This is a genomic window from Paenibacillus sp. B01 (assembly GCF_009649995.1).
Lineage (GTDB): Bacteria > Bacillota > Bacilli > Paenibacillales > Paenibacillaceae > Paenibacillus_O > Paenibacillus_O pasadenensis.
Genome location: NZ_CP045802.1, coordinates 4,359,437 through 4,385,290, shown reverse-complemented (window position 1 = coordinate 4,385,290; position 25,854 = coordinate 4,359,437). Strand labels below are relative to the sequence as shown.

Below are 25,854 nucleotides of genomic sequence, written 5' to 3'. Positions count from 1 at the left end.
TCCTTTCAAGATCGGATCGTTCCGGCTGCAAGGGCATGGGCATGCGTCCAGAGCAAACGCCCGAACCGGGCATATGCTGGACTATTCAAGGCAAAAGGAGTGAAGCATCCATGTCATATGCTGCAGGAGCCGGGGCAGGCTGGACCAGCACGAGCGTTATCCTCGTCCTTTTCATTCTTCTCGTCATCATCAGCCGCATCTTCCTGGTGTAGCGCCTCGGGGCTGAAGCCCGGCGCGCCGCATCCCGCCAGCCAAAGGGCTGCGCATCTTCCGCGACCTGCATGCAGGTCGCGGAAGGGCGCAGCCCTTTTTCATGCCGGACGCCGGCGGACAGGCGGGGCGCCGGGCTCAGCCGGCGGGCTTGGCGAAAAACTTCTTGAGCGCGTCGTACACCTCGCTCTTGTCGCGGATGACGGAGAACAGGAATTTTTTGTCCTGGATATGCTTGTAGGCGGACATGAGCGTGCTGCTGCGGTTGTACTGGTTCACCTCGCCGTAGCCGAACAGGTTCGAGCGCTTCATCAGCTCGTCGATCAGCTTGACGCATTTCTCGTTGTCGGAGGTCAGGTTGTCGCCGTCGGAAAAGTGGAACGGGTAGATGTTCCAGTTCGCGGTCGGATAGCGGCTGTCGATGATGTCGAGCGCCTTCTGATAGGCGGACGAGCAGATCGTGCCGCCGCTCTCGCCGCGCGTGAAGAACTCGTCCTCGGTCACCTCCTTCGCCTCGGTATGGTGGGCGACGAAGACGATCTCCACATGCTCGTACTTGCGCCGCAGGAACTTCGTCATCCAGAAGAAGAAGCTGCGCGCGCAATATTTCTCGAACGAGCCCATCGATCCGCTCGTGTCCATGAGCGCCAGCACGACCGCGTTGGAGTGGGGCTTCATGACCTCCTGCCACGTCTTGTAGCGAAGGTCCTCGGGCGTGATGCCGCCGATGCCCTTGCGTCCGCTGCCCGCGTTGCGGCGCAGGTTCTCGAGCAGCGTCCGCTTCTTGTCGATGTTGCTCATGATGCCCTTCTTGCGGATATCCTGAAAGACGACGTCGGCCGCCTGCACGTTCTCCTTCTGCTTTTGCTCCAGCCGGGGGAGCTCCAGCTCCTCGAACAGCAGATCCTCCAGTTCATCCATCGTGACCTCGGTCTCGAAATAATCCTCGCCCGCCTGGTCGCCCGCGCCCTGGCCCTTGCCGGAGCCCTTGGCCGAGCTCGGATCGACGCCGAGCACGTCGCCGACCTGCGAGTCGCCGTCGCCTTGTCCGACATGCTGCTTCTTGTTGTAGTTGTACACGAACCGGTACTCGTCGATGCTCTTCACCGGCACCTTGACCGTCTCCCTGCCGTTCGACAGGATGATGCTCTCGTCGCTGACGATGTCCTTGAGGTTCTTCTTGATGGCCTCGCGGACCTTCTGCTGATGCCGGGTCTGGTCCTGATAGCCCTTGCGGTGCAGGGACCAGTCCTCGCGCGAGACGATGAACAACGGTTCCGTCATGCCGCTCACCCCGCTTCGTTCGATATTCAGAGTCCGCCGGACCTGTTCTCCAAGTATATTCAGATGGAGGACGATCATGACGGAGCGCCGGGCGGCGCGGACGGGACCGGCGCCGGCGGGTTGTGCTATACTACGGTAGAATCCGTTCCTTCCGGGACGACAGAAGAGGTGAGTCCAACCGATGTTTCCCCGCTACGTCGCCTTCGGCGCCCTTTACGCTCTTGCGGGCGTCGCTCTCGGCGCTTTCGGCGCCCATGGGCTGGAGGCTCATGTGGAGCCGGACCGGCTCGAGATTTTTGAAACGGGCGTGCGCTATCAGATGTACCATGCGATCGGCCTCATCCTGCTCGCCTTCGCCGCGAGCAAGCTCGGCGACCGGAGGCCGCTTCGCCTCGCCGGCCGCCTCATGCAGGCCGGCATCTGGATCTTCTCCGGCAGCCTGTACGTCCTCGTCCTGAGCGGCGTCACCTGGCTCGGCGCGATTACGCCGATCGGAGGCGTCTGCTTCATCGCCGCCTGGGGGATCGCCGCCTGGAGCGCCTGGAGGGCGAGGGGAGAAGGCTGATCTGCCGCATCGGCCCTTTATGCTTTAAAAAAGAAGACCTTGCCTCGGACAAGCATCGAGGCAAGGTCTTTTGAGTTGGGAAAAGGTTCGGGCCGCCAGCCGCCAGCCGGCGGCTACAGCAGGAAGTCGTCGATCTCGCCGATGCCGAACGTGTACACCTGCTTCTCGTCGACATGGTAGACGGTCAGCAGCGAGGACGGCTCGTCCCAGCGCAAGATCCGGCAAGGCACGCTCAGCCGCACGCCTTTGCCGCGGTTGATGCTGAGCCGGACGAGGCGTCCGTCATCGACGCAGCGCCGGATCAGATCGAGCGCGAGATCGCGCAGGCCGTCGGCAGGCTGGCCCGGAGGCGGGACGGGCGCGGCCGGGACGGTCGCGGCGCCGGATGCGGCAGGGGCGTCGGTGTCGGGCAGGAGCGAGAAGCCGATGAGGGTTCCTTTGCCGATCCGGTAGCGGTCGAGCCCCGCCTCGCCGAGGCGCTGCCTGAGCAGCGCCTCGGCCGCATCGCGGGTGCTTGCCTCGACGACCAGATCGGTCTGGAAAGAATAGGTATGGAGTCCTTTTCCATTCTTGATAGCCATAGTTCCTCCGTACTTGATTGAGATAGTTCATTAACTATATCATTGGAATTGTTGAACATATAGTCCTATTTTTCTCGGCATTTCAAGGCGCTCTTTGAATATGGTAGGATGGGTGGATGGACGTTTTTTCTCGCTCCATGCTGGGATGTACGGCAGCGACATTTCCGCCGAGGCGGTTAGGAAGAGGTGGATCATGGGCCAATCGATCATGGAACGGCTTCGCGGCCAGACCGCGGAGGAGCACGAGCGCATGGAGGAGAACCGGTATGCTCGGGCGATCATGGAAGGCACGCTGGATCCTGCGGGATATCGCCGCTATCTGGAGCTGTTCTACGGCTTCATCCAGCCGGCGGAGGAGCGGATCTATCCCGATGCGGAGCTGGAGTCGCTGGGGCTCGAGGCGGCCGTTCGGCAAAAGGCGCCGCTGCTTGAAAGCGATCTCGAGAAGCTGGGGTTGTCGAGGGAGGAGCTCGGCGCCATTCCGCGCTGCGCGGAGCTGCCCGACTTGTCCGATCCGGCGCGCAAGCTCGGCTATCTGTACGTCCTGGAGGGCTCCACTCTCGGCGGACAGATCATTTCCCGCAAGCTGGCGGCCAGCCTCGGGCTGGACGAGGAGCGGGGACTCGCTTATTTCCGCGCCTACGGAGACGATACCCGCAGCCGCTGGCTGGAGATGAGGAGCATCATCGAGCAGGGAGCGGCGGGACGCGAGGAAGAGACGATCGCCGCCGCCAAGGAGACGTTCGCCCTGCTGGAGCGCTGGGTCGCCGCCTCCGCCTGACGGACGCTGCGCGTTCCGCGAATCCAACCGCCTAGGAGGAGAATTCCCATCAAGAAGGAACGAGCAAGCATGGAGGAGGGGACGCTGGACCGGACTCTTCTGGACGAGGGAGGCGCAAAAGCGTGAAAAGGCCGCCGGCCCCCCCAAGCTTTCGCTGGGAGGCCGGCGGCCTTTCGCGTCCGGCTTCAGCCTTCGCCGAAGCCGAAGTAACGAGCGGCGTTGCCGTAGGAGATGTCGCGCACGAGCGCGCCGAGCGTCTCGGCGTCGTCCGGCGCTTCGCCGCGGGCGGCGTACTCGCCGAGCAGCTCGCACAGCACGCGCCGGAAGTATTCGTGCCGCGTGTAGGAGAGGAAGCTGCGCGAGTCGGTCAGCATGCCGACAAAGCGGCCGAGCAGGCCGTGGTCGGCGAGCAGCGTCAGCTGGCGGCGCATCCCTTCGCGCGTATCGTTGTACCACCAGCCGGAGCCGAGCTGCATCTTGCCGGGCACGTCCTTCTGGAAGCAGCCCATGAGCGCGAGCAGCGCCGGATAATCGTTCGGATTGAGCGAGTAGAGGATCGTCCGCGGCAGGCCGCTCGACGTCTCGGCCCGGTCGAGCAGCCGGGACAGCGCGGCGGCCAGCGGCCCGTCCTGGATCGCGTCGAAGCCGGTGTCCGGGCCGAGGCGGCGGCCCATCGGGGTGTTGTTGTTGCGGCTGGCATGGATATGCAGCTGCATCGTCCAGCCCTGAGCCTCGTACATGGCGATCAGCTCGAGCAGCAGCGCCGTCCGGTAGGCGGCCTTCTCCGACTCTTCCAGCTGCTCGCCGCGGATGCCTTTGGCGAAGATCCGCTCCAGTTCCTCCGGCCCCGCCTCGCCATAGGCGAGCGTATCGAGCGCATGATCCGACAGCCGGCAGCCCTGCTCATGGAAAAAGCCGACCCGCGCCCGCAGCGCCTGCACCAGCTCCGCATAGCTGCCGACCGCCGCTCCCGACGCCTGCTCCAGCCGTTCGATCCACGAGGCGAAGCCCTCGGCATGGATGTTCAACGCCTTGTCCGGACGGAAGGTCGGATAGACGGAGAACTCGCTCTCCTCCTCGCGCAGCAGGCGATGAAACTCGAGGCTGTCGGCGGGATCGTCGGTCGTGCAGATGACGCGCACCTGCGAGCGCTTGATCAGGCTGCGCCGGCGGAACGCATCCGTGGCCAGCAGCGCGTTCGCGCGCTCCCAGATATCCGGGGCGGTCCGCTCGCTAAGCAGCTCGTCGATGCCGAAAAAGCGCCGCAGCTCCAGATGCGTCCAGCTGTAGAGCGGATTGCCGACGGCGAGCGGAAGCGTGCGCGCCCAGGCGAGGAACTTGTCGTAGTCCGGCGCGTCGCCGGTGATGAGCTCCTCGGGGATGCCGTTCGCGCGCATCAGCCGCCACTTGTAGTGGTCGCCGGCGAGCCAGGCTTCGGTCAGGCTGCGGAACGGCTTGTCTTCGTAGATCTCTTTCGGATCGAGATGGCAGTGGTAGTCGATGATCGGCTGGCCTGCGGCATGATCGTGGTACAGGCGGCGCGCGGTGCCGGTCGTCAGCAGGAAGTCGTCGTTCAGAAAGCTCATCGCAATATCGCTCCTTGTCGATTGAGGATCGGCGTGCCTGCAGCGTCACGCCGGTATTGAAGGGGGACGTTCCGGGACGGTCTCGGAAGGCGTTCCGTGTTTCGGTTCCGATTTCGCACACGTTAACATCTTGCTGCAAAAAGCGGACGCTACCGCAGGTCCGCCACGCTGTCCCTCGCCATCAGCTCGGTCTTCACCAGCAGCTGGGACGCCGCGAGCGACGGATCGCGCATGAGCGCCAGAAGCTGCTCCGCTCCGAGCCGGGCGATCTCCGCCACGGGACGGCCGACGGTCGTCAGCGCCGGGCTGGCATAACGCGCATAGGGGATGTCGTCGAACCCGATCAGCGACATCCCGGAGGGAATCGCGACGCCTTGGGCATAACAGGCGTTCATCGCGCCGATCGCCATGTCGTCGTTGGAGCAGATGACGACGCTGGGGCGCTCCTTCAGCTCCAGCAGGCGGAGCATGGCGGCATGGCCGCTTTCGGGGCCGTAGTCGCCCTGGACGAAGCATTCCTCGCACAGCGGCAGGCCGTGGCGGATGAGCCCGTCGATGTAGCCGGCCCGGCGCTGCGCGGTCGAGCGGAAGCCGCTTCGTCCCTCGATCAGCGCGAAGCGGCGATGGCCTCTGGCGGCCGCGTAGGCGACCGCTGCGGCGACGCCGTCCCGGTCGCTGGCCGACACCGTCGCGACGCTGGGATCGTCCAGCTGGCGGTTGAGCACGACGAGCGGCAGCGACGCCTGCCGGACATGGTAGATGAAGCCGTTGTCCGCGTCGCTCTGGCTCATCAGCAGGATGCCGTCGTAGCGCTGCGGCGTGACGGAGTCGTAATGCTCCATCATGTCGAGGCCGGCGACGGACAGCAGGTAGTCCTCGCCGATCTGCTGGCGGATGCCTCGGAGCGCCTCGGCGAGGAAGCTGGCCGACGTGCCTTGCGCGATGCTGGAGAAGAACAGGCCGATCGTGTACGTCCTGCGCTGGACGAGGCTCTTGGCGCTGAAGTTCGGCGCGTAGTTCATGTCGGCGGCGATGCGGGCGATGCGCTCGCGCGTCTCTCGCTTGATCTGCGGGCTGCCGCCGAGCGCCCGCGAGACGGTCGTGTGGGAGACTCCGGCCGCGCGGGCGATGTCCTTGATGGTGACCATGCTGTCGTCGTCCTTCCTTTCCCGCCGCCGGCTCGATTCCGTCCTTCCTCCATTTGGCGACGCCTTCATTGTAGGCCCGGCCCGCGAGCCCGTCAAGAACCGGAAAGCGTTTTCCGCACACGTTTTAAAAATATTGGCAGATCATGGAATGCGAATTATAATAGGGCAAGAACTCTGAAGAGGGGCTCGTATCGCCATGACCATCCGGTTCCGCCAAGGCAAGACCTTCTACCGCATCTTCCTGCCGATCCTCGTGCTGGGTGTCGCGCTTGCTTCCGGGCTCGGCAGCTATATTTACATGACGACGACCCATTCGGTCATCGACAGGCTGGCCGCGGGCAAGCTGAGCTTCGTCTCCCAATCCAAAAATACGCTCGAGCAAAGCATACGCACGATTGAATACGCTTTCACGACCTACAGCACGACGAGCTCCTTCCGGGAGGCCGTCTCGCAGCCGATCAGCGAGCAGTCGTTCCAGGAGTTCCGGAGCGTCAACTCGCAGCTGAACTATATCGCCACGATGGGGATGGACGGCGCCGAGTATACGCTCATCAGCCTGCAGCAGCGCTGGCAAATCGCCAGCGGCAAGCTGACCCAGCTCTCGGACGAGGAGCTCCGGCGGCTGCAGGACGACTACATCGGCGGCCGCAGGACGGGCTTGTTCTGGACTCCGACGCAGGACGGCCTGAGGCTGGTCCATACGCTTCCGGCCTTCTCGATCGCCAAGACCGCCGTCGCGCTGTCGGACCTGCCGAAGGCGAGCCTCGACCGGATGCTGGCGACGCGCGAGGATTCGCCGCTGCTCATCCTCAACAGCGAGGGGACGCCGCTGTACGAGCCGCGTCCGCTCGGGCTGGACGCCGCCGCGGTCCGCCTGCTGGCCGGGGAAGCCGCCAAGGGGACATCCGGCGTCGTGACGCTGACGGACAGCTCCGGGCGAAGGACCCAGGCGGCTTACGTCCGCTCGGACTACAACAGCTGGGTATACGCGACGCCGCTGCGTCCGCAGGAGACGGCCCAGGCGCTTCGCCCCGCTCTGTACGGCCTCATCCTGATGGGAGCGCTCATCGCCGGCCTGATCGTCGTCGTCGCTTATTTCATCGCCTACTACTTCGCCAACTCGATCCGCCGCATCCAGGTCCGCCTGCCGAGATCCGCCGGAGCGCAGGCCGCCGACGCGCCGGCCAAGGACGAGATCGACTGGATCGTCCGCTCGATCGACCATCTGCTCGTCGAGAAGCAGAGCCTGGAGAGCCTGCTCGAGACGGAGCTGCCCAAGCTGGAGACGCAGCTGCTGCTGAACCTGTTCCGCGGCCGCATGGAGGCGGACGAGCTCGCTCACCAGCTCCGCCGGTTCGGCTACCGCCTGTCGCCCGAATGCCGCTATGCGGTCATGCTGATCCAGCTCGACAGCTACGGCTCGCGAGGAGCGGCGGACAAGGACATGCTGCTGCTGGCGGCCAGCCATCTCGTGGAGGAGCTCGTGCCGCGCGAGCGAAGGCTGCTGCCGATCGTGCTCAATGAAGGCACGCAGGCGACGGTGTTCACGTTCGACGGCTGGACCGACGAGGAGATCCAGCGCTGCCTGCAGCAGGCGGCCAAGCAGGCGATCGTCGGCGCGCGCGAGCGTCTCGGCGTCTCGATCAGCGTCGGCTTCAGCCGGATCTACCGGGATCTTGCCGGCGGCAGCAGGGAAGCCGTCGAGATGGGCAAGCAGGCGCTCCATCAGCGGCTGCATCTCGGCAAGGAATCGATCATCTTTTACGAGGATGTGGCGGAGGTCGTCTCCGGTCCGGTGCTGCTCCGCTATCCGGCGCAGCTGGAAAACATCCTGTTCGACGCGATCCGCCTCGGCGACGAGCAGGCGGCCGCGGCCGCGCTGTATCCGTTCCTCGCCGAGTGGATGAAGACGAGCAAGAACTCGACCGACTTCGAGGTGATGCTCGTCCGGTTCGTGCACGACCTGATCCAGCTGGAGCAGCTGCTCGGCATCCAGGTGCTGCTGGCGCCGGACAATGAGTCGCTCTACCAGCGCGTGCTGCAGATCCGCAATCCGGAGGAGATCGAGCGGATCCTGATGGAGGGCGCGGTGCTGCCGATGGCCCGCTCGATGAAGCAGAAGACGAACGAGCAGTTCCGCTCGCTGTCGGACCGGATCGCCGCGATCGTTCGCAGCGAGTACGACCGGGAGCTGTCGCTGGAGTCGATCGCGGACCGGCTGCATTACAATCCGAACTACTTGAGCAGCATTTTCCGCAAGGAATACGGCATCACGTTCAGCGAGTTCCTCATGAACTACCGGCTCGAGACGGCGAAAAAATGGCTGGCCGAAACGGAGCTGCCCGTCAAGGAGATCGCGGAGCGGCTGCAGTACCAGAATCCGCAGAACTTCATCCGCTCGTTCCGCAAGAAGGAGAACATGACCCCGGGCGCCTACCGCAAGGAGCGCCGCGGAGCGTGAGCCTCAAGCGGCGCCGCCCCGCGGGCCGCCGGCCGCGCCCGCAAAAAAAGCGAGGAGGGAGCCCGCCCAGGCAGGCTCTCTCCTCGCTTTTCTCATCCCTTGACCGCCCCGAGCAGCGCTCCCTTCACGAAATGCCTCTGCACGAACGGATAGGCGAGCAGCATCGGCAGCGTGGCGACGACGATGACGGCCATCTTGATCGTCTGAGCGGGAGGGACGACGTCGACGGAGCCGCTTTCGGCCTGCATGCCGCTCGAGACGATGACGATCTGCCGCAGCAGCACCTGGATCGGCCAGCGGACGGAGTCGGTGATGTAGAGGATCGCGGTCATGTAGGTGTTCCAGTAGGCGACGGCATAAAATAGCGAGATCGTCGCCACCGAGGGCAGCGCCAGCGGCAGCATGATCTTGAAGAAGATGCCGAGGTCGTTGGAGCCGTCGATCTTGGCCGATTCCTCCAGGCTGTCCGGGATCGCCTGGAAGAAGTTCCGCATGATGATGAGGTTGAACGCGTTGACCGCGACCGGCACGATCATCGAGGCATAGGAGTTGATCAGGCCGAATTCCTTGACGACGAGGAACGTCGGGATCATGCCTCCGCTGAACAGCATCGAGAAAACGACGATGAAGTTGATCGCTCCGCGGCCGCCGAGATAGCGGCGCGACAGGCCGTACGCCATGAGCGCCGTCAGCGCCATGCTGACGATCGTGCCGGCCGCCGTCACGCCGAGCGAGACGCCGAGTCCTTTGAACAGCGTCGGCGTGGAGAGGATGTAGCGGTAGGCATCGAGCGAGAACGTCGTCGGGAACAGGATGAAGCGCCTCGAGACGACCTCGGATGTCGAGGCGAACGAGCTGGCGATGACATGGATGAACGGCAGCACGCAGACGAGCGCGGCCGCACCCAGAAAGCTGTAGTTGAACACATCGAACAGCCGGCTTCCGGGAGCGGGACGGTGGGATCGGTTCATGCGAATTCCTCCTTGGAGATGGTCCATGCTCCGACTGTACCAAGGGAACGGAGTTCCGCCTATAATCACCAGGCGCGGATCTGCGATGCCGTCCGGAAGCGCCGCCGCGCGGCCCACGCCGCTGCGATGATCCTCAGCTGATTCCATGCGCTCCGTCTCAGCTCCATGACCGGAAAAGCCCGCAGCGGCAAGGAAAAGGCCACGATGATCAGCAAATGATTATAGGCGGAATGGCGGGAGCGGGCTATGCTGGAAACAGATTTGACAGCGCTTGCGAGGGGGCAGTGATTCATGAAGGATTCCTTGGCGGCACCGGCGAGCCGCTCGCCCGGAGCCGCTCTGAAAAGCAGGGCCGCGCATCGATGGAAAGGATGGCGGCGAGACAAGCTCCTCTATCTGATGATTCTCCCCGGCTTCCTTTATTTCGTCGCATTCAAGTATTTGCCCATGGGGGGGCTGATCATCGCCTTCAAGGACTATCAGCCCTTCCTCGGCCTCGGCGGCAGCCCGTGGGTCGGACTGAAGCATTTCGAGCGGCTGTTCGCCGAGCCGACGTTCCTGATGCTGCTGCGCAACACGATCGTGCTGTTCCTGATGGACGTGCTGCTCGTGTTTCCGCTGCCGATCCTGTTCGCGCTGCTGCTGAACGAGGCGCGGGCGAGGCGGTTCCGGAACGCCGTCCAGACGCTGCTCTATTTGCCCCACTTCATGTCCTGGGTCATCATCGTCTCCATCTTCTACGTGTTCCTGTCGGTCGACGGAGGCGTCGTCAACGAGGCGCTCGCCAGCGTCGGGCTGCCCCGAATCGACTTCCTCACCTCGCCGGAATGGCTCCGCTTCATGTACATCGGCCAGATCATCTGGAAGGAGCTCGGCTGGTCGACGATCATCTTCATCGCGGCGATCTCCGCCGTCGATCCGCAGCTGTACGAGGCGGCGGACATGGACGGCGCGAGCCGGCTGCGCAAGATGTGGCATGTGACGCTGCCGGCCATCCGTCCGGTCATCATCACGCTGCTGATCCTCAAGATCGGCCATACGCTCGACCTCGGGTTCGAGCATATGTATCTGCTGCTCAACTCCATCAACCGCGAGGTGGCGGAGATCTTCGATACTTACATCTATACGGCGGGGCTGAAGAACGGCCAGCTCAGCTACAGCACGACGATCGGCCTGTTCAAGGGGCTGGTCGGCCTGGCGCTCGTCATGCTGGCCAACCGGCTGGCGAAGAAGATGGGCGAGGACGGCGTCTATTGAATCAACCACATGGAGAAAAGGGGCGAACGACATGGAAACCAAACGAATGAAGCAGGCTGGACTGACGCTGCTCGGATGCGCGCTGCTGCTGTCGGCATGCAGCGGCAATGGGGCGGGAGGACAAGCGGAAGGCAAGGGCAGCGCAGGAGCGAATGCCGGAGCGGCAGGGACGGGCGGCGCGGCCGAGACGGTCGAGGCGGCGTCGATCACCTGGCTGAACGTGCTGCATACCGCCTCGCCTCCGACCGGCACGGTCGTGAAGAAGATCGAGGAAGCGACGAATACGAAGCTTAGCTTCTCCTGGATCCCGGACGCTTCCAAGGAAGAGCGGATCAATACGTCGCTCGCGTCGGGCTCGCTGGCCGATATCGTGACGCTGACGATTCTGGACAATTCCTCGGTGCGCAGCGCGCTCAAGTCCGGCATGTTCTGGGAGGTCGGGCCTTATCTGGACGAGTTCCCGAATCTGAAAGGGATCTCCGCCGATACCCGCAAGTCCGCCTCGATTGAGGGCAAGCTGTATGGCGTGCCGCTGCAGAAGGCGCTCGCCCGCAACGGCGTCATCATCCGCAAGGACTGGCTCGACAAGCTCGGCCTGCCGCTGCCGAAGACGACCGACGAGCTGCTGCAGGCCGCCAAGGCGTTCACCGAGCAGGATCCCGACGGCAACGGCATGGACGACACGACCGGCTTTACGGACCGCAGCGATCTCATTTACGGCGCGTTCAAGACGCTCGGCTCCTATTTCGGCACGCCGAACGTATGGAAGGTCGAGAACGGCAAGGCGACACCGGAATTCGAGACGGAAGGCTACCTGAACACGATGAACTACATGAAGCAGCTCTATGACGGCGGCTACATCAATCAGGACTTCGCCGTGACGGCCAAGACGGACCAGCAGCAGAAGCTGGCGCAGGGCAAGGCCGGCATCTACGTCGGAGCGCTGTTCGACAGCAAGAACCTGCTGAACATGGCCAAGGGCGTGCAGGACGGCATGGAGCTCGCGATGGTGAACGACATTACGGCGCCAGGCCAGCCGCGCGCGCTGTGGAGCGCGAACAACGGCATCGGCGGACTGCTGGCCTTCCCTCGATCGGAAGTGAAGGACGAGGCGGAGCTGAAGCGGGTGCTGAAGTTCGTCGACGATCTGATGAGCGAGGACATCTACGCGCTCACGACCTACGGCATCGAGGGCGTCCACTATTCGGTCGATGCCGACAAGGCGGCGACGATCACGAACCAGGATCTGTGGCAGCAGGAGGTGCAGCCGCTCGCCGGCTCCCGGCCGAAGGACTACGATTACGCCATCCATGACGCCGACAAGCTCAAGCAGGAGGCCGACCGGCTGATCGCCGAGAACGCGGATTACGCCGTGCTGAACCCGTTCTATTCGCTGGAATCCCAGACCTGGTCGACGCAGGGCTCCGAGCTGCAGAAGATCATCACGGACGCGACGTACAAATTCATCCTCGGCAAGATCGACGAGGCGCAGTTCAAGGCGGAGGTCGAGAAGTGGAGGAAGTCCGGCGGCCAGTCGATCATCGAGGAATACGAAGCGGCCTACAAGCAGGCGGGGCACTGACATGATCGAGTCGACCTGGGCGGTCCGGACGGCCGAGACGATCCTGCAGCGGACGCCGCTGCTGAGCCGCGACAAGGGTTATGGAGGCAAGTGGTCGTACGATTACGGCGTCGTGCTGCAGGGCTTCCTGCAGCTCTGGAAGACGACGGGGGAGAGCCGCTGGCTCGACTTCATCCGCACGAACCTCGACGAGTTCGTCGCGGAGGACGGCAGCATCCGCAGCTACCGTCTGGACGAGTTCAACATCGACCATATCAACAACGGCAAGCTGCTGTTCGACCTGCATCGCGAGACCGGGGAGGAGAAATACCGGCTCGCCGCCGGCAGGCTGCGCGAGCAGCTGCGCCGCCACCCCCGCACGGCGGAAGGCGCGTTCTGGCACAAGCAGATCTATCCTTATCAGATCTGGCTGGACGGCCTGTACATGGGAGCGCCCTTTTACCTGCGATACCTGCTCGAATACGAGGGCGGGGAAGGGCTGGACGACGTGACCCGCCAGTTCATCCTCAGCGAGCGCCGCACCCGGGACGAGAAGAGCGGCCTGCTCTATCATGCCTGGGACGAAAAGCGCGAGCAGCCGTGGGCGGATCCCGTCACCGGGCAGTCGCCGAGCTTCTGGTCGCGCTCGATGGGCTGGTATGCGATGGCGCTCGCGGACGTGCTGGAGCTGCTGCCGGAATCTCACCGCGATCGCGGAGAGCTGATCCGCATCCTGAAGGACCTGCTGCAGGCGCTGCGCCGCGTCCAGGACCCGGCCTCAGGCGTCTGGTTCCAGGTGCCGGATCAGCCCGGCCGCAAAGGCAATTATCTGGAGGCGTCGGCTTCGTCGATGATCGCGTTCGCGCTGGCCAAAGGACTTCGCCTCGGCGTGCTGCCGGAAGAGTGGCGGCCGATGCTCGATCAAGCGTTCGCCGGCATCGTGGCGGAGTTCGTGCTCGAGACGAAGGAGGGCTGGATCAACCTGAACAAGGTATGCCAGGTCGCTGGCCTCGGCGGCGCCGACAAGCGCGACGGAACCTACGCGTACTACATCAGCGAGCCGATCGTGGCCAATGATCAGAAAGGCTTGGGCGCGTTCCTCCAGGCCTGCGTGGAATATGAATGGAAGCTGCTGCAGGGAGTGCCGCCGTTGCAGGCGGGGCAGGCGGTCCAGACGCCAGGCGGGCCTGCCTGACGGCGGCACCATCCCTCCCCTGGCTCGCATACGATAGGGAAGCGAGCTTGGGAGGAGGTAGGGGAACGATGATGCAACTGGTTCCGATCCCGCTCGGGGACGGAATGACGGCGCTCGGCGTCGAGGTCAAGCTGCCCAAGACGACGCTGCTCGCCGTGACGACGGACAAAGGCTACATCATGTGCGGTGCGCTCGACGTAGCTCTGTTCGACAGCAATCCGAAGCTCAAGGAGCGGGGCGTGCTGGCCGCGCGGGCCGTCGGCGTGCGCACCTTGCAGGAGCTGCTGGACGCGCCGCTGGAGTCGGTCACGGAAGCGGCGCAAGCGGCGGGCCTGTCGGTCGGCATGACCGGCATCGACGCAGTGCGCAAGCTGGCTTCGCTTTAAGCGGGCCGAGTCGCGATGCCGCTCCGAAAAGGCTTGCACCGATTTCGCGCGGAAGAGGAAGGATCTGCGGAAAAATAGGCGCTTGGAACGAGGCGGGGCGATGCCCCGTCTCGTTCGTTTTTCAAGGGAGCCGGCAAAGGGTTCTATTTGACAAATAGAAGGAAAATTATATATAAAGTGGGTGGATAGATTCAGCTAGGGGAGGCGGAAAGCGTTGATTCGAAAGCTTCTGCTTGTCGCGTCAGCCGCATTGCTGCTAGGCGGCTGCGAGGAACCGATAAGCGATGTATCCACGCCTCGAATGATTCCGGCGTTGGAGGAAACGAGCGGCGATTGGATTCGGACCAAGGTGCATACGGACGGCATGCTGGCTGATCTAGGATATGGAACGGACCATCCGTTCCGCGTGAATCAGGAAGTGTTCGTTGCCCCTTATCAGGACGGCAAGAACGACATCCGGCGTGGTGATATCGTCTTGTTCGCGGTATCCAATCCCGATTCTCAGCAGAAAACCGATATCGCGCGCGTGGTAGGGCTGCCGGGAGAGACGATCGAAATTAGAAAAGGAACCGTATCGATCGACGGAACTCGGCTGGACGCCTTTTACGGCAGCGATTCCTCTATTTCGAACGGGGATTCCTGGTCGCCGGTCTCCCTGGGCGTCGACGACTATTACCTTTTGGCCGATATTCGTTGGCGGGGCTTCCACGACAGCCAGACATCCGGCGGATTCAGCAGCCAGGATATTCTGGGGCGAGTCGTAGGGTATCCGAAGAAATAAAAAAAAGGCATCGCGTTTTCCGAAATGGAAAGCGCGATGCCTTTTTTACGATGGCTCCTTCAGCCTCAGCTTTGCTTCAGCTCTTCGAACAGCTTTTTCAGGCTGTCGCCATACGGCGGGCGGATGACGCCCTTCTCGGTGATGATGGCCGTGACGTACTCGGCCGGCGTCACGTCGAACGCCGGATTGAACACCTTGACGCCCTGCGGCGCGGTGCGCTTGCCGAAGCCCTCGGTCACTTCCTCCGCGTGGCGCTCCTCGATCGGGATCTCGGCGCCGGTCGGCGTGCCCATGTCGATCGTCGACAGCGGGCAGGCGACGTAGAACGGGATGCCGTGCGCCTTGGCCAGAACAGCCACGCTGTAAGTGCCGATCTTGTTGGCGACGTCGCCGTTCGCCGCGACGCGGTCGGTGCCGACGATGACGGCGTCGATCCAGCCCTTGCCCATGACCATGCCGGCCATGTTGTCGCAGATGAGCGTCACGTCGACGCCGGCCTGCTGCAGCTCGAACGCCGTCAGGCGCGCGCCCTGCAGCACGGGGCGGGTCTCGTCGGCGAAGACGCGCAGGTTCATGCCCTGCTCCTTGGCCAGATAGAACGGCGCGAGCGCCGTGCCGTACTTGGCCGTGGCGAGGCCGCCGGCGTTGCAGTGCGTCAGCACGCCCATGCCGTCCTTCATCAGCTCGAGCGCATGCTCGCCGATGCGGCGGTTCGTCGCTTCGTCCTCGCTCTGGATGAGGATCGCCTCGTCCAGCAGCGCCTGCTTGGCCTCGTCCAGCGGCACGAGCGCTTCGGCGAGGGCGGCGGCGCGGGCCTTCATCCGGTCGAGCGCCCAGAACAGGTTGACGGCCGTAGGACGGCTCGTCGCCAGGTAGGCGGCCTTTTCCTGGACGCGTCCGAGCCAGGCGCCGAGGCTGTCGTCCGGCGCTTCCTGGCCGGGCAGGCCGCTGCCGAGGACGACGCCGTAAGCGGCGGCGATGCCGATCGCGGGCGCTCCGCGCACCTTCATGTGGCGGATCGCTTCCCAGACGCCCTCGGCGTCGGTCAGCGGCAGATAGACGGTCTCCTCCGGCAGCAGCCGCTGGTCGAGCAGCTGCAGCTGGCTGCCGGCCCAGATCAGCGAGATGAGGCCGGGATACGTGCTGGCAGTAGTCATGTTGAATGTTCCTCCATTTCAAATCGCCATGCGGTCAGGCCGGCATGAGGCGGCGGCCGGTCAGCGCGCGGCTGCGGTGAGGGCGATGTCGATCGCCTGCTCGATCGAGCGGATCGAGCGGTTCTGGCGGATGAGCTCCTTGCCGATGGCGAGGGCGAGGCGCTTGGCGCGCTCGCGGACGGCGTCGTCGGGAATCGTGTCGAGGTCCGCGACATGGGCGAAGCCGACGACGCGGCGCACCATCTTGGCGCCGGCGAAGCCGATCGTATCCTGAAGCAGCCGGTCCATATACAGGTCCTGATAGCCCGGAGCGTTGGAGAATACCGGGTCCTTGCCGTGCTCGTCCCACAGCGTGCGGAACTTGGCGCTGAACTGCGTCCACGTGCCGCGCACCGTCTCGAGCAGGAACTCGCGGTACTCCTTGCGGGACGCTTCGTCCGCGCTCCAATGCTCCTGGCCGGCGTAGTTCAGCAGCAGGTTGGCGATGACCGCGCCGATGTCGAAGCCCATCGGGCCGTAAAAGGCGAATTCCGGATCGATCACCTTGGTCGAATCCGGCAGGGCGAAGATGCTGCCCGTATGCAGGTCGCCGTGCAGCAGCGCCTCGCCGCGCGTCAGGAACTTCTCGCGCAGCAGCGCGATCTCCGTGCGCAGGGCGCCGTCGGAGCGGAGGGCGGCCGCCTCGTCGGCGATGGCGTCCTCGTAGTTGTTGCGCTCATGCTCGCGGTACGGCTCGTCGAAGATGAGGTCCTCCGTGATCTGGCACAGCTCCACGTTGACGAACGCCTGCTGGCGCAGCTTCTTCTCCTGCTGGCTCATGCCGAGGTCGGAGGTGAAGAACAGCGTCTGCGCGAGGAACGTCGAGATGTCGCCCGCGAAGCGCGGGTAGACGGTCCGGTCCATCAGCCCCTTGCGCAGGATGACGTGGTCGCTCAGGTCCTCCATGACGGTGATCGCCTGCTCATGGTCCGTCAGGAACACCTGCGGCACGAGCTCGGGCGCGAGCGCATGCTGGATCTTGAGCGCCTCGCCCTCGATGCGGGCGCGGTCGATCGACAGCGGCCATGATTCTCCGAACACCTTTACATAAGGAAGGGCCTGCTTGATGATGAGGCCCTTGCCCGTCGCCGGCTCGGTGATGTGGAAGACGAGGTTGAGGTTGCCGTCGCCGATCTCGCGGCAGCTCAGCTCCGCTTCGGGAGAAAATACGTCCGGGAACGAGCGCGCCAGCTCGATCGCTTCGGCTTCGCTGTAGGGATGATAACCTGGCATGATGGTTGAACCGCCTTTCCTGCTCCATTTAATAAGGATTGTCCAATTATAGCCCATCTTTTTTCGACTTGAAATAGCGGGATTTGGTATAATGGCACGAGACATGGAAGGATAAGGAGCGTGAGGACCGTGACGAACGGGGAAGCAGCGGAGGCGCGGACAGCCGAGGCTGCGCTCATGGAAGGACCGGCCGCCCTCAAGGAGTGGGCCGCCACCGTGCGGGCGCTCGAGCAGGGCCGCCAGATCGTCGTGCTGCGCAAGGGCGGCATCGCCGAGGAGACGCGACGCTTCCGGCTGGAGACGCCGGACTTCTATTTGATGCCCGCGTACGAGCATCAGCGCCGGGAGCTGCTCAAGCCGGAGGCGCAGAGCCTGCTGGACGAGGTGCTGGGCGAATGGGAGGGGCCGCAGGCGGGCGCGATCGCCATCTCGAGCCGCGCCCATGCGGCCGAGGACATCCTCGTGACCGATCCGGAGGCGCTGCTGCGCATCCGCGATCTGCATATCTGGACCGACGCGTTTGCCGAGGAGCGGCTGAAATGGAAAAAGCGCGAGCCGCTGCATGTGCTGCTGCTTCGGGTGTACCGGCTGGCGGAGCCGATCCGGCTGCCGATGGAGCCGGCGTTCACCGGCTGCAAGTCGTGGATCGCCGCCGGGCCGCCGATGGCAGGGGACGGCGCCGTGCCGGTGCTGGACGACGCCGAGTTCGCCCGGCGCAGCGACGAGATCCGCCGCCGGTTGGGAACAGCTGGCGAACATTGATTTATAACGAGTTTTATACTAAAATTATTATTGAGAATCAAATGAGAATGACTGTCCTCGCCGCGGATCCGGTCCGCGCGGGGACGATGCATGCGAATACCCGCTTGACCGCCAGCGGCGGCAAGTACTCATAGGTCGAAGGGAGCAAGGTTCATTATGGCAACGCAATTCACGATTGAAGGACTCAAGGCCGAGATCGAGGGCAAGGAAATTCTCAAGGGGCTCAGCCTGAGCATGAAGGGCGGAGAGATCCACGCGATCATGGGTCCGAACGGCACGGGCAAGAGCACGCTGGCCTCCGCGCTGATGGGACATCCGAAGTATGAGGTGACGGAGGGCTCCGCCGAGCTGAACGGCGAGGACCTGCTGGAGATGGGCGTCGACGAGCGCGCCCGCGCCGGCCTGTTCCTGGCGATGCAGTATCCGAGCGAGATCACCGGCGTGACGAACTCCGACTTCCTGCGCAGCGCGATCAACGCCCGCCGCGAGGAAGGCAACGAGATCAGCCTGATCAAGTTCATCCGCCAGATGGAAAGCAAGATGAAGGAGCTGGAGATGAACCCCGAGTTCGCCCACCGCTACCTCAACGAAGGCTTCTCCGGCGGCGAGAAGAAGCGCAACGAGATCCTGCAGATGATGCTGCTCGATCCGAAGGTCGTCATCCTCGACGAGATCGACTCCGGCCTCGACATCGACGCTCTCAAGATCGTCGCCCAAGGCGTCAACGCGATGCGCGCCGACGACCGCGCGTTCCTCATCATCACCCACTACCAGCGCCTGCTGAACTACGTCAAGCCTGACTTCGTGCACGTCATGATGCAAGGCCGCATCGTCAAGTCCGGCGGACCGGAGCTGGCGGAGCGCCTCGAGGCGGAGGGCTATGACTGGGTCAAGGCGGAGCTCGGCATCGTAGACGAAACCGTCGGCCAGGCTTAAGAGAGACGGGAGGGATTAGGATGAGCACACAACTGGACAATCCCGTCGGACGGGAATTCGCGGAGGCGCTGTCCCGCAGCAAGGGAGAGCCGGCATGGCTCACTTCCCTGCGCGGCGAGGCGGCCGAGCTGGCCGAGTCGCTGGAATGGCCCAAGCCGGAGAAGATCCGCATCGACCGCTGGAACCTGACGGCATTCGGCGAGTATGCCAAGCCGCAGGCGCTGTCCTCGGAGAGCGAGCTGCCGGAAGCGGCCGCATCGCTCGTCTCCGGAGACGGCGCGCTGCTCGTGCAGCGCGGCTCGGGCACGGTGCTGCGGCGCCTGCCGGAGGAGCTGAGCGCTCGCGGCGTCATCTTCACCGATCTGGAGACGGCCGCGGCCGAGCATCCGGAGCTGGTGCAGAAGCATCTGTTCCAGGCGATCGCCAAGGACGAGAACAAGCTGACGGCGCTGCACGCCGCCCTCTGGAACGGAGGCGTGTTCCTATACGTGCCGAAGGAAGTCGAGATCGACGTGCCGCTGCAGGCGCTGTTCTACAATGACGACGCGTCCGTATCGTTCGCGCCGCATATCCTCATCGTGGCCGAGCGCCACAGCCGCGTCACCTACGTCGACAACGCGCTGACGATCGGCGGCGGCGCGGATGCCGTGCACCACTCGATGATCGAGGTCATCGCCGGCGACTGCGCCAAAGTCGACGTCGCCTCGATCCACCAGCTCGGCGCCAACGTCATCGACACGACGATCCGCCGCGCGGTGCTGGGCAGCGACGCCCGCATCCAGTGGGTCATCGGCGACCTCAACGACGGCAACGTCCTCTCCGACACGCTGTCAGTGCTGAAGGGCAACGGCTCCTCGTCCGATGCGGCCGTCGTGAGCATCGGCGCCGGCAAGCAGCGCATGAGCCTGACGACGCAGGCCAAGCACTTCGGCCTGAACTCCGACAGCAACATGGTGACGCGCGCCGTCATGAAGGAAGAGGCGACGGCGATCATCAACGGCATCACCAAGATCGAGAAGGGCGCGACCAAGGCGAACGGCGTGCAGACCGAGAAGGTGCTCATGCTCAGCCCGAAAGCCCGCGGAGACGCCAACCCGATCCTGCTGATCGACGAGGACGACGTGACGGCAGGCCACGCGGCGAGCGTCGGCCAGGTCAACCCGGAGCAGGTGTACTACCTGATGAGCCGCGGCGTGACCAAGGCCGAGGCGGAGCGGCTGATCATCTACGGATTCCTGGCTCCGGTCGTGACGGAGGTCCCGATCGACGCCGTCCGCGAGCAGCTGCAGCAGCTGCTCGAAAGGAAGCTGGAGGCATGAACATAGAGGAAATCAGGAAGCAGTTCCCGATTCTCCATCAAGAGGTGAACGGGCATCCGCTCGTTTATCTCGACAGCGCGGCGACTTCCCAGAAGCCGCGCTCCGTCATTGAGGCGGTCAAGCGCTACTACGAGCTCGACAACTCCAACGTGCACCGCGGCGTGCATACGCTCGGCTCCCGCGCGACCGAGGCGTACGAAGGGGCGCGCGAGCGCGTCGCCCGCTTCCTGAACGCCCCGTCCGCGGAGCAGATCATCTTCACCCGCGGCACGACCTCGGCGCTCAACCTCGTCGCGACGGGCTACGCTCCGTCGGTGCTCCAGGAAGGCGACGAGATCGTCATCACGCCGATGGAGCATCACAGCAACCTGATTCCGTGGCAGCAGGCGGCGAAGCGCTCCGGCGCGGTGCTGAAGTACATCCCGCTGCAGCCGGACGGGACGATCGCGCTGGCGGACGTGGAGAAGGCGATTACCGGCCGGACCAAGATCGTCTCGGTCATGTACGTCTCCAACGTGCTCGGCGTCATCAACCCGATCAAGGAGATCGCCGAGATCGCCCATCGCCACGGCGCGGTCATGGTCGTGGACGGCGCGCAGAGCACGCCGCATATGCGGATCGACGTGCAGGCGCTGGATTGCGACTTCTATGCCCTCTCGGGCCACAAGATGTGCGGTCCGACCGGCATCGGCGCCCTCTACGGCCGCCGCTCGCTGCTCGAGAACATGGAGCCGATCGAGTTCGGCGGCGAGATGATCGACTTCGTCGACCTGTACGAATCGACCTGGAAGGACATTCCGTGGCGCTTCGAGGCGGGCACGCCGATCATCGCCGGCGCCGTCGGGCTGGCCGCGGCGATCGACTTCCTCGAGGAGATCGGGCTGGACAACATCGACCGCCACGAAAAGGAGCTGGCCGCTTACGCGTACAGCAAGCTGTCGGAGATCGACGGCATCACGATCTACGGCCCGCGCGAAGGACGCGTCGGCCTGATCACGTTCAACCTGGACGACGTGCATCCGCATGACGTCGCCACGGTGCTCGATTCCGAAGGCATCGCGGTGCGTGCCGGACACCACTGCTGCCAGCCGCTCATGCGCTGGCTGGATGTGACGGCGACCGCCCGGGCAAGCTTCTATCTGTACAATACCGAGCAGGACGTAGACCGGCTGGCGGCCTCGCTGCTCCGGACAAAGGAGTTCTTCGATCATGCAATTGGATGATCTGTACCGCCGGGTCATCATGGATCACTACAAGAATCCCCGCAACCGCGGCACGATCGACGAAGGATCCGTGACGGTCAACCTGAACAATCCGACCTGCGGCGACCGCATCTCGCTGCAGCTGCAGGTCGAGGACGGCAAGGTGTCCGACGCCCGCTTCACGGGCGAAGGCTGCTCGATCAGCATGAGCTCGGCCTCGATGATGACGGAGGCGGTCAAAGGCCGCACGCTGGACGAAGCCTACGCGATGGCGGAGAAGTTCTCCGCCCTCATGAAGGGCGAGCCGGTCGAGTTCGACGAGCTGGAGGACATCGAGGCGCTGTCCGGGGTCAACAAGTTCCCGGCGCGCATCAAATGCGCGACGCTCGCCTGGAACGCGCTGCGCAAGGGCGTCGAGTCGCAAGGCCAAGGCAAGCCGGAAGGGCATTGACCTTTCCATCCAAGCCCCACCACAAGGAGCGTGACCAAGATGGCAAAATCGATGCCGGAAATGGAAGAATATAAATATGGCTTCCGCGACGAGCACAAGGCGATTTTCCAGTCGGGCAAAGGCCTGACGCCGGAAATCGTCCGCACGATCTCGGAAATGAAGGGCGAGCCGGAGTGGATGCTGAACTTCCGCCTCAAGTCGCTCGACCAGTTCAACAAGATGGCGATGCCTAAATGGGGCGGCGATCTGGACGATCTGGACTTCGACGACATCCAGTACTACGTCAAGCCTTCCGAAAAGCAAGGCAAGACGTGGGAGGAAGTGCCGCAGGAGATCAAGGAAACGTTCGACAAGCTGGGCATTCCGGAGGCGGAGCAGAAGTTCCTCGCCGGCGTCTCGGCGCAGTACGAGTCCGAGGTCGTCTACCACAGCATGCAGGAGGACCTGGAGAAGCAAGGCGTCATCTTCACCGACACCGACACGGCGCTGCGCGAGCATCCGGAAATTTTCCGCGAGCACTTCGGCACGGTCATCCCGCCGGCGGACAACAAGTTCGCGGCGCTCAACAGCGCGGTCTGGTCCGGCGGCAGCTTCATCTACGTGCCGAAGGGCGTGAAGTGCGAGATTCCGCTGCAGGCTTACTTCCGGATCAACTCCGAGAACATGGGCCAGTTCGAGCGCACGCTCATCATCGCCGACGAGGACAGCTTCGTGCATTACGTCGAGGGCTGCACCGCTCCGGTGTACAGCACGAACTCGCTGCATAGCGCCGTCGTCGAGATCATCGTCAAGAAAAACGCGCGCGTGCGCTACACGACGATCCAGAACTGGGCGCCGAACATCTACAACCTCGTCACCAAGCGCGCCGTCGCCGACGAGAACGCGACGATGGAGTGGGTCGACGGCAACATCGGCTCCAAGCTGACGATGAAGTACCCGGCTGTCATCCTGCGCGGACGCGGCGCCAAGGGCATGGTGCTCTCCATCGCCGTCGCCGGCAAGGGCCAGCACCAGGACGCGGGCGCGAAGATGGTCCACCTGGCGCCGGACACGACGTCGACGATCGTCTCCAAGTCGATCTCCAAGCATGGCGGCAAGGTGACGTACCGCGGCCTCTGCTCGTTCGGCCGCGACGCCGAAGGCGCCAAGGCGAACATCAAGTGCGACACGCTCATCCTCGACAACCAGTCGACGTCGGACACGATCCCGTACAACGAGATCAAGAACGACAACGTCACGCTTGAGCATGAGGCGACGGTCTCCAAGGTATCCGAGGACCAGCTCTTCTACCTGATGAGCCGCGGCCTGAGCGAAGCGGAAGCGACGCAGATGATCGTCATGGGCTTCATCGAGCCATTCACCAAGGAGCTGCCGATGGAGTACGCGGTCGAGATGAACCGTCTCATCAAGTTCGAGATGGAAGGTTCGATCGGGTAAGCGATAAAAGGCGTAATTAAAGGGGGTTCAGGGTGTTTTTTGTGGCTCTGATACTGTGATGATACCGTTTAGTCGAAAGCGTCCATTGCCTGGTGTTTCATGTCGCATTAGCTCTTTGACGAGGTAGAAGTCCTTTCCTTTGTTGATGAGAATGAGACGCGTAGCTATGCCTTAAATCGTGTATTCGGGCTCGGGAAATACCTGTTTGTACTTTTTGCCTAAAGTGCGAATAATGGTACGGACTGGGCCTCCGAAAACATAGTAATTTTCGTTGAATCCGTAGAACTTTTCTGCGGATTTTTTTTATAAATGCGTAAATGGGCAAGTTCTTTGTAATAAAATTTTTAAGTTCAATTGCTCATTTATAAGAATCGTCACATTTAAAAAAATTTATCTTCGGCCATTTTAGTTGAATCTCGCTAACTACGAATGCTAGCCGTAAAATTACCATTTCTCACTGAACTCATCAGCTGGAGGGGGTTGCTATTTCAAGTCAATGTGATAAAATAGAACAAATGTTCCTAAGAACGTGAGTTCCAATTGTGTCGAGTTTCATAATCGGGGAATATAGTACTAGTATTTGTCGAATCTTACCTGATTATGAAGTGAGGGGACTTAATGGCGAAGAAATATGTACGGTTTAATTATTTTGAAGTGAAATTGGTTCTTGCAAGGCTAGCCTTGCAAGAAGATCTGAAACACGATGATGATGGAAATACTTTTGGAAAACCTGATTTCACCTCAGCTGATCTATGGGATATGGGACCGATGCTCGATTTTTTGGAATCGAGAAAAGGCGCTTTCGATACTTCTATAAAACTTGGAGATGAGAAGGCTGAGGTCGAACCGGATTCCTATATTTATGATCCTAAGTTCCAAGTGTACAGTTTTCAATTGTCAAAACTTCGCGATACAAACATTCCTTCAAAGAAGAAAATAGGTAAAATAAAAGAAGAAATCATGTTAGAGGATGACGAATACATAGGTGAATTTGTAAGTATTCTATATGACCACCAGTATAAAATATGCATGATTCAATCCAATTTCTACGGCCTTACTATAAAACAAATTGAAGCTCACTTGACGGAACTGCGGCTTCGGTATTTGGCCGAAAATGGTATGGAAGAGGAAGATCCGCTTCTTGTAAGACTTACTCCTATTATGGATTACTCCAAGGTTGGGGCAGCACTACAAGCTGACTATTATCGCAAAATTAAAATCAAGGCTAGCGATATTATGCTGGATTCAGTCCATGGAGACAATGGAATACTGTCAGACATGAGACGTTCAATAGGTAGATCTGCGGGGGTTAACATTGAACTGCAAATCTCAATGGGGTTTTCTGAAAAGACTGCATCATTGAATGCGGACGAGATTAGAGAAGTACTTGAAAAGTTTAAAGATCTTCCCGAGAGAAGTAGGCCCAAAATTGAGGTAACTGTTAAAGAACACGAAGATTCCGAAGTAGAGGTAATTAATTTAATTGAACCAAGAATGACTGATCGAATTGGTCTTGAAATAAAGCAAAAGTCTTCTATTGGCCATGAGTTTTTACACGCGAATATGCTTGAGAAATATAAGACAAGAAAGTCTGATATTAGAAGAATTATTGGAATCATTCAATAAGAGGTGGTGAGAAATATGGCCAAAAAAGATAGACTGAAAGAATTCACATTGAAGAGGATAAATAAGATTGAAGATATTTGGGTAAAGCATTCAATCATTGTATGTCTGATTATTGGGTTTCTTTCGGGTGCACTACACTTTTTTGGTCTTATCACCAATATACGGAACTTAATGGGTAATGTTGTGAGCTTTGCTTCAATTGTTATCGGGGTCACAGGCGTATTCTTAACTTTGCTTATTACTCTTGATGATAGCGATGTAATGAAGAGAATAAGAGAGTTCTTTCCTGCTTTTCGATTGAATCTTTATCATAGCCTTCGGAGCCAGATAAATCTAGGGTTAGCGGTAGTGGTGGGTTCAATAATTATTACTAGCCTTCCACAGGCACCATATAGATTTTTAGCATCTATTGGAGTAAGTATCTGGTCTTACTTCTTTTGGTATATGTCACTAGGAGCTTTTTATGCTGTTAAACTAGTTACTGATATTATAGTCAAGAATTTTGATTTTCCTCAAAGAAAATCAAGACAATAAAATAATTTTCATATGATCTATTAGATATTTCTATATCATGAAAAAGTATATAAGGAGGAAGAAAGAAGAACCGATCGTAGAGTTCGTCCCTGGACGAGTAGTTAAAACATTTCGTTGAGATCCACAATAGCAAGAGGTATCTATACAGGCAATATACTGGCTTTCATTGTTATAATTGCTCGAGCCGTGAAGCAGAAGCGTGAGGAACGGTTAGAGCGTTCTGACACTGCAGAATATCGATCAGAGGGTTGGCCGCCCATTTGAGCTTCATCTGAACCATCTGTTCAAAGCGAACGTTTACTCGGTAAAGTCACGCGGGCTACAAACGACTCTTAAACAGACCTCTTGGTTTGGAAGAAGGTGAAGAGAGTGCGTTCGAGCCAATGCGCTT

The 25,854-nt window shown here is 61.3% G+C and carries 24 protein-coding genes; 17 read left to right on the top strand and 7 right to left on the bottom strand.

Translation table 11 applies throughout. The features are described 5' to 3' along the window. Positions 1-110 precede the first annotated feature (110 nt). Positions 111-212, top strand: a complete 102-nt coding sequence (locus GE073_RS18800) for a hypothetical protein (protein ID WP_028599177.1) — start codon at positions 111-113, stop codon at positions 210-212. Positions 213-348: 136 nt separating this feature from the next. On the opposite strand, the gene yhbH is transcribed toward GE073_RS18800, so the two are convergent. Continuing rightward, positions 349-1,494, bottom strand: coding sequence for a sporulation protein YhbH (gene yhbH / locus GE073_RS18795; RefSeq protein WP_028599176.1), 1,146 nt, complete (start codon positions 1,492-1,494; stop codon positions 349-351). Positions 1,495-1,675: 181 nt separating this feature from the next. Here yhbH and GE073_RS18790 point away from each other — a divergent pair, with 181 nt between their 5' ends. Further along, on the top strand, positions 1,676-2,059 hold the full coding sequence (locus tag GE073_RS18790; RefSeq protein ID WP_028599175.1) for a DUF423 domain-containing protein: 384 nt from the start codon (positions 1,676-1,678) through the stop codon (positions 2,057-2,059). A gap of 113 nt (positions 2,060-2,172) precedes the next feature. On the opposite strand, the gene GE073_RS18785 is transcribed toward GE073_RS18790, so the two are convergent. Beyond that, the gene (locus GE073_RS18785) at positions 2,173-2,640 is read right to left on the bottom strand and encodes a hypothetical protein (RefSeq protein WP_028599174.1); all 468 of its coding nucleotides are present in this window, start codon (positions 2,638-2,640) and stop codon (positions 2,173-2,175) included. A gap of 193 nt (positions 2,641-2,833) precedes the next feature. Between GE073_RS18785 and GE073_RS18780 the strand changes: the two genes are divergently transcribed. Next, on the top strand, positions 2,834-3,421 hold the full coding sequence (locus GE073_RS18780; RefSeq protein ID WP_028599173.1) for a biliverdin-producing heme oxygenase: 588 nt from the start codon (positions 2,834-2,836) through the stop codon (positions 3,419-3,421). A 185-nt stretch (positions 3,422-3,606) separates the two neighbouring features. On the opposite strand, the gene uxaC is transcribed toward GE073_RS18780, so the two are convergent. Both uxaC and GE073_RS18770 read right to left on the bottom strand, forming a co-directional pair. Continuing rightward, positions 3,607-5,007 carry a glucuronate isomerase gene (gene uxaC / locus GE073_RS18775; protein WP_153784088.1) on the bottom strand — a complete coding sequence of 467 codons (1,401 nt, stop codon included), beginning with the start codon at positions 5,005-5,007 and terminating at the stop codon, positions 3,607-3,609. Between the two features lie 149 nt (positions 5,008-5,156). Continuing rightward, positions 5,157-6,155: a LacI family DNA-binding transcriptional regulator gene (locus tag GE073_RS18770; protein ID WP_153784087.1), complete on the bottom strand. Its 999-nt coding sequence runs from the start codon at positions 6,153-6,155 to the stop codon at positions 5,157-5,159. A 196-nt stretch (positions 6,156-6,351) separates the two neighbouring features. Here GE073_RS18770 and GE073_RS18765 point away from each other — a divergent pair, with 196 nt between their 5' ends. Then, positions 6,352-8,616 (top strand): helix-turn-helix domain-containing protein, encoded by a 2,265-nt coding sequence (locus GE073_RS18765; RefSeq protein ID WP_153784086.1) that lies wholly within the window; start codon positions 6,352-6,354, stop codon positions 8,614-8,616. A gap of 92 nt (positions 8,617-8,708) precedes the next feature. Here GE073_RS18765 and GE073_RS18760 read toward each other — a convergent pair whose 3' ends face one another. Then, the gene (locus GE073_RS18760) at positions 8,709-9,587 is read right to left on the bottom strand and encodes a carbohydrate ABC transporter permease (protein ID WP_028599169.1); all 879 of its coding nucleotides are present in this window, start codon (positions 9,585-9,587) and stop codon (positions 8,709-8,711) included. Positions 9,588-9,986: 399 nt separating this feature from the next. Here GE073_RS18760 and GE073_RS18755 point away from each other — a divergent pair, with 399 nt between their 5' ends. The 5 genes from GE073_RS18755 (at position 9,987) to lepB (ending at position 14,767) form a co-directional block, all read left to right on the top strand. After that, positions 9,987-10,844 carry an ABC transporter permease gene (locus GE073_RS18755; protein ID WP_228551893.1) on the top strand — a complete coding sequence of 286 codons (858 nt, stop codon included), beginning with the start codon at positions 9,987-9,989 and terminating at the stop codon, positions 10,842-10,844. A gap of 31 nt (positions 10,845-10,875) precedes the next feature. Beyond that, on the top strand, positions 10,876-12,426 hold the full coding sequence (locus tag GE073_RS18750; RefSeq protein ID WP_153784084.1) for an extracellular solute-binding protein: 1,551 nt from the start codon (positions 10,876-10,878) through the stop codon (positions 12,424-12,426). Position 12,427: 1 nt separating this feature from the next. After that, positions 12,428-13,600: a glycoside hydrolase family 88/105 protein gene (locus GE073_RS18745; RefSeq protein WP_153784083.1), complete on the top strand. Its 1,173-nt coding sequence runs from the start codon at positions 12,428-12,430 to the stop codon at positions 13,598-13,600. Between the two features lie 68 nt (positions 13,601-13,668). Next, a complete protein-coding gene (locus GE073_RS18740; protein ID WP_153784082.1) occupies positions 13,669-13,986 on the top strand; it encodes a YunC family protein in 318 nt (105 codons plus the stop codon). Positions 13,987-14,200: 214 nt separating this feature from the next. Continuing rightward, complete coding sequence (lepB, locus tag GE073_RS18735) at positions 14,201-14,767, top strand: signal peptidase I (protein WP_153784081.1); 567 nt, start codon at positions 14,201-14,203, stop codon at positions 14,765-14,767. A gap of 65 nt (positions 14,768-14,832) precedes the next feature. On the opposite strand, the gene mtnA is transcribed toward lepB, so the two are convergent. After that, positions 14,833-15,924, bottom strand: coding sequence for an S-methyl-5-thioribose-1-phosphate isomerase (mtnA, locus tag GE073_RS18730; RefSeq protein ID WP_028599164.1), 1,092 nt, complete (start codon positions 15,922-15,924; stop codon positions 14,833-14,835). Between the two features lie 60 nt (positions 15,925-15,984). Continuing rightward, positions 15,985-17,196 (bottom strand): S-methyl-5-thioribose kinase, encoded by a 1,212-nt coding sequence (mtnK, locus tag GE073_RS18725; RefSeq protein ID WP_028599163.1) that lies wholly within the window; start codon positions 17,194-17,196, stop codon positions 15,985-15,987. 129 nt (positions 17,197-17,325) lie between these two features. On the opposite strand from mtnK, the gene GE073_RS18720 reads away from it, so the two are divergent. The 8 genes from GE073_RS18720 to GE073_RS18685 all read left to right on the top strand — a co-directional run bounded on the left by GE073_RS18720 (position 17,326) and on the right by GE073_RS18685 (position 25,463). Next, positions 17,326-17,958 (top strand): DUF1802 family protein, encoded by a 633-nt coding sequence (locus GE073_RS18720; RefSeq protein ID WP_228551637.1) that lies wholly within the window; start codon positions 17,326-17,328, stop codon positions 17,956-17,958. A gap of 156 nt (positions 17,959-18,114) precedes the next feature. Beyond that, on the top strand, positions 18,115-18,894 hold the full coding sequence (gene sufC, locus GE073_RS18715) for a Fe-S cluster assembly ATPase SufC (RefSeq protein ID WP_028599161.1): 780 nt from the start codon (positions 18,115-18,117) through the stop codon (positions 18,892-18,894). 20 nt (positions 18,895-18,914) lie between these two features. Continuing rightward, on the top strand, positions 18,915-20,213 hold the full coding sequence (gene sufD / locus GE073_RS18710) for a Fe-S cluster assembly protein SufD (protein WP_153784080.1): 1,299 nt from the start codon (positions 18,915-18,917) through the stop codon (positions 20,211-20,213). Further along, entirely contained in the window at positions 20,210-21,436 is a 1,227-nt protein-coding gene (locus tag GE073_RS18705) for a cysteine desulfurase (protein WP_028599159.1), read from the top strand. The genes sufD and GE073_RS18705 overlap by 4 nt, the downstream gene beginning before the upstream one ends. Then, positions 21,423-21,866, top strand: a complete 444-nt coding sequence (gene sufU, locus GE073_RS18700) for a Fe-S cluster assembly sulfur transfer protein SufU (protein WP_028599158.1) — start codon at positions 21,423-21,425, stop codon at positions 21,864-21,866. Before GE073_RS18705 ends, sufU begins: the two co-directional genes overlap by 14 nt. A 39-nt stretch (positions 21,867-21,905) precedes the next feature. Then, complete coding sequence (sufB, locus tag GE073_RS18695; RefSeq protein ID WP_028599157.1) at positions 21,906-23,303, top strand: Fe-S cluster assembly protein SufB; 1,398 nt, start codon at positions 21,906-21,908, stop codon at positions 23,301-23,303. Positions 23,304-23,921: 618 nt separating this feature from the next. After that, a complete protein-coding gene (locus GE073_RS18690) occupies positions 23,922-24,929 on the top strand; it encodes a DUF6731 family protein (protein WP_153784079.1) in 1,008 nt (335 codons plus the stop codon). A 15-nt stretch (positions 24,930-24,944) separates the two neighbouring features. Further along, positions 24,945-25,463 carry a hypothetical protein gene (locus GE073_RS18685; RefSeq protein ID WP_153784078.1) on the top strand — a complete coding sequence of 173 codons (519 nt, stop codon included), beginning with the start codon at positions 24,945-24,947 and terminating at the stop codon, positions 25,461-25,463. Positions 25,464-25,854: the final 391 nt, after the last annotated feature.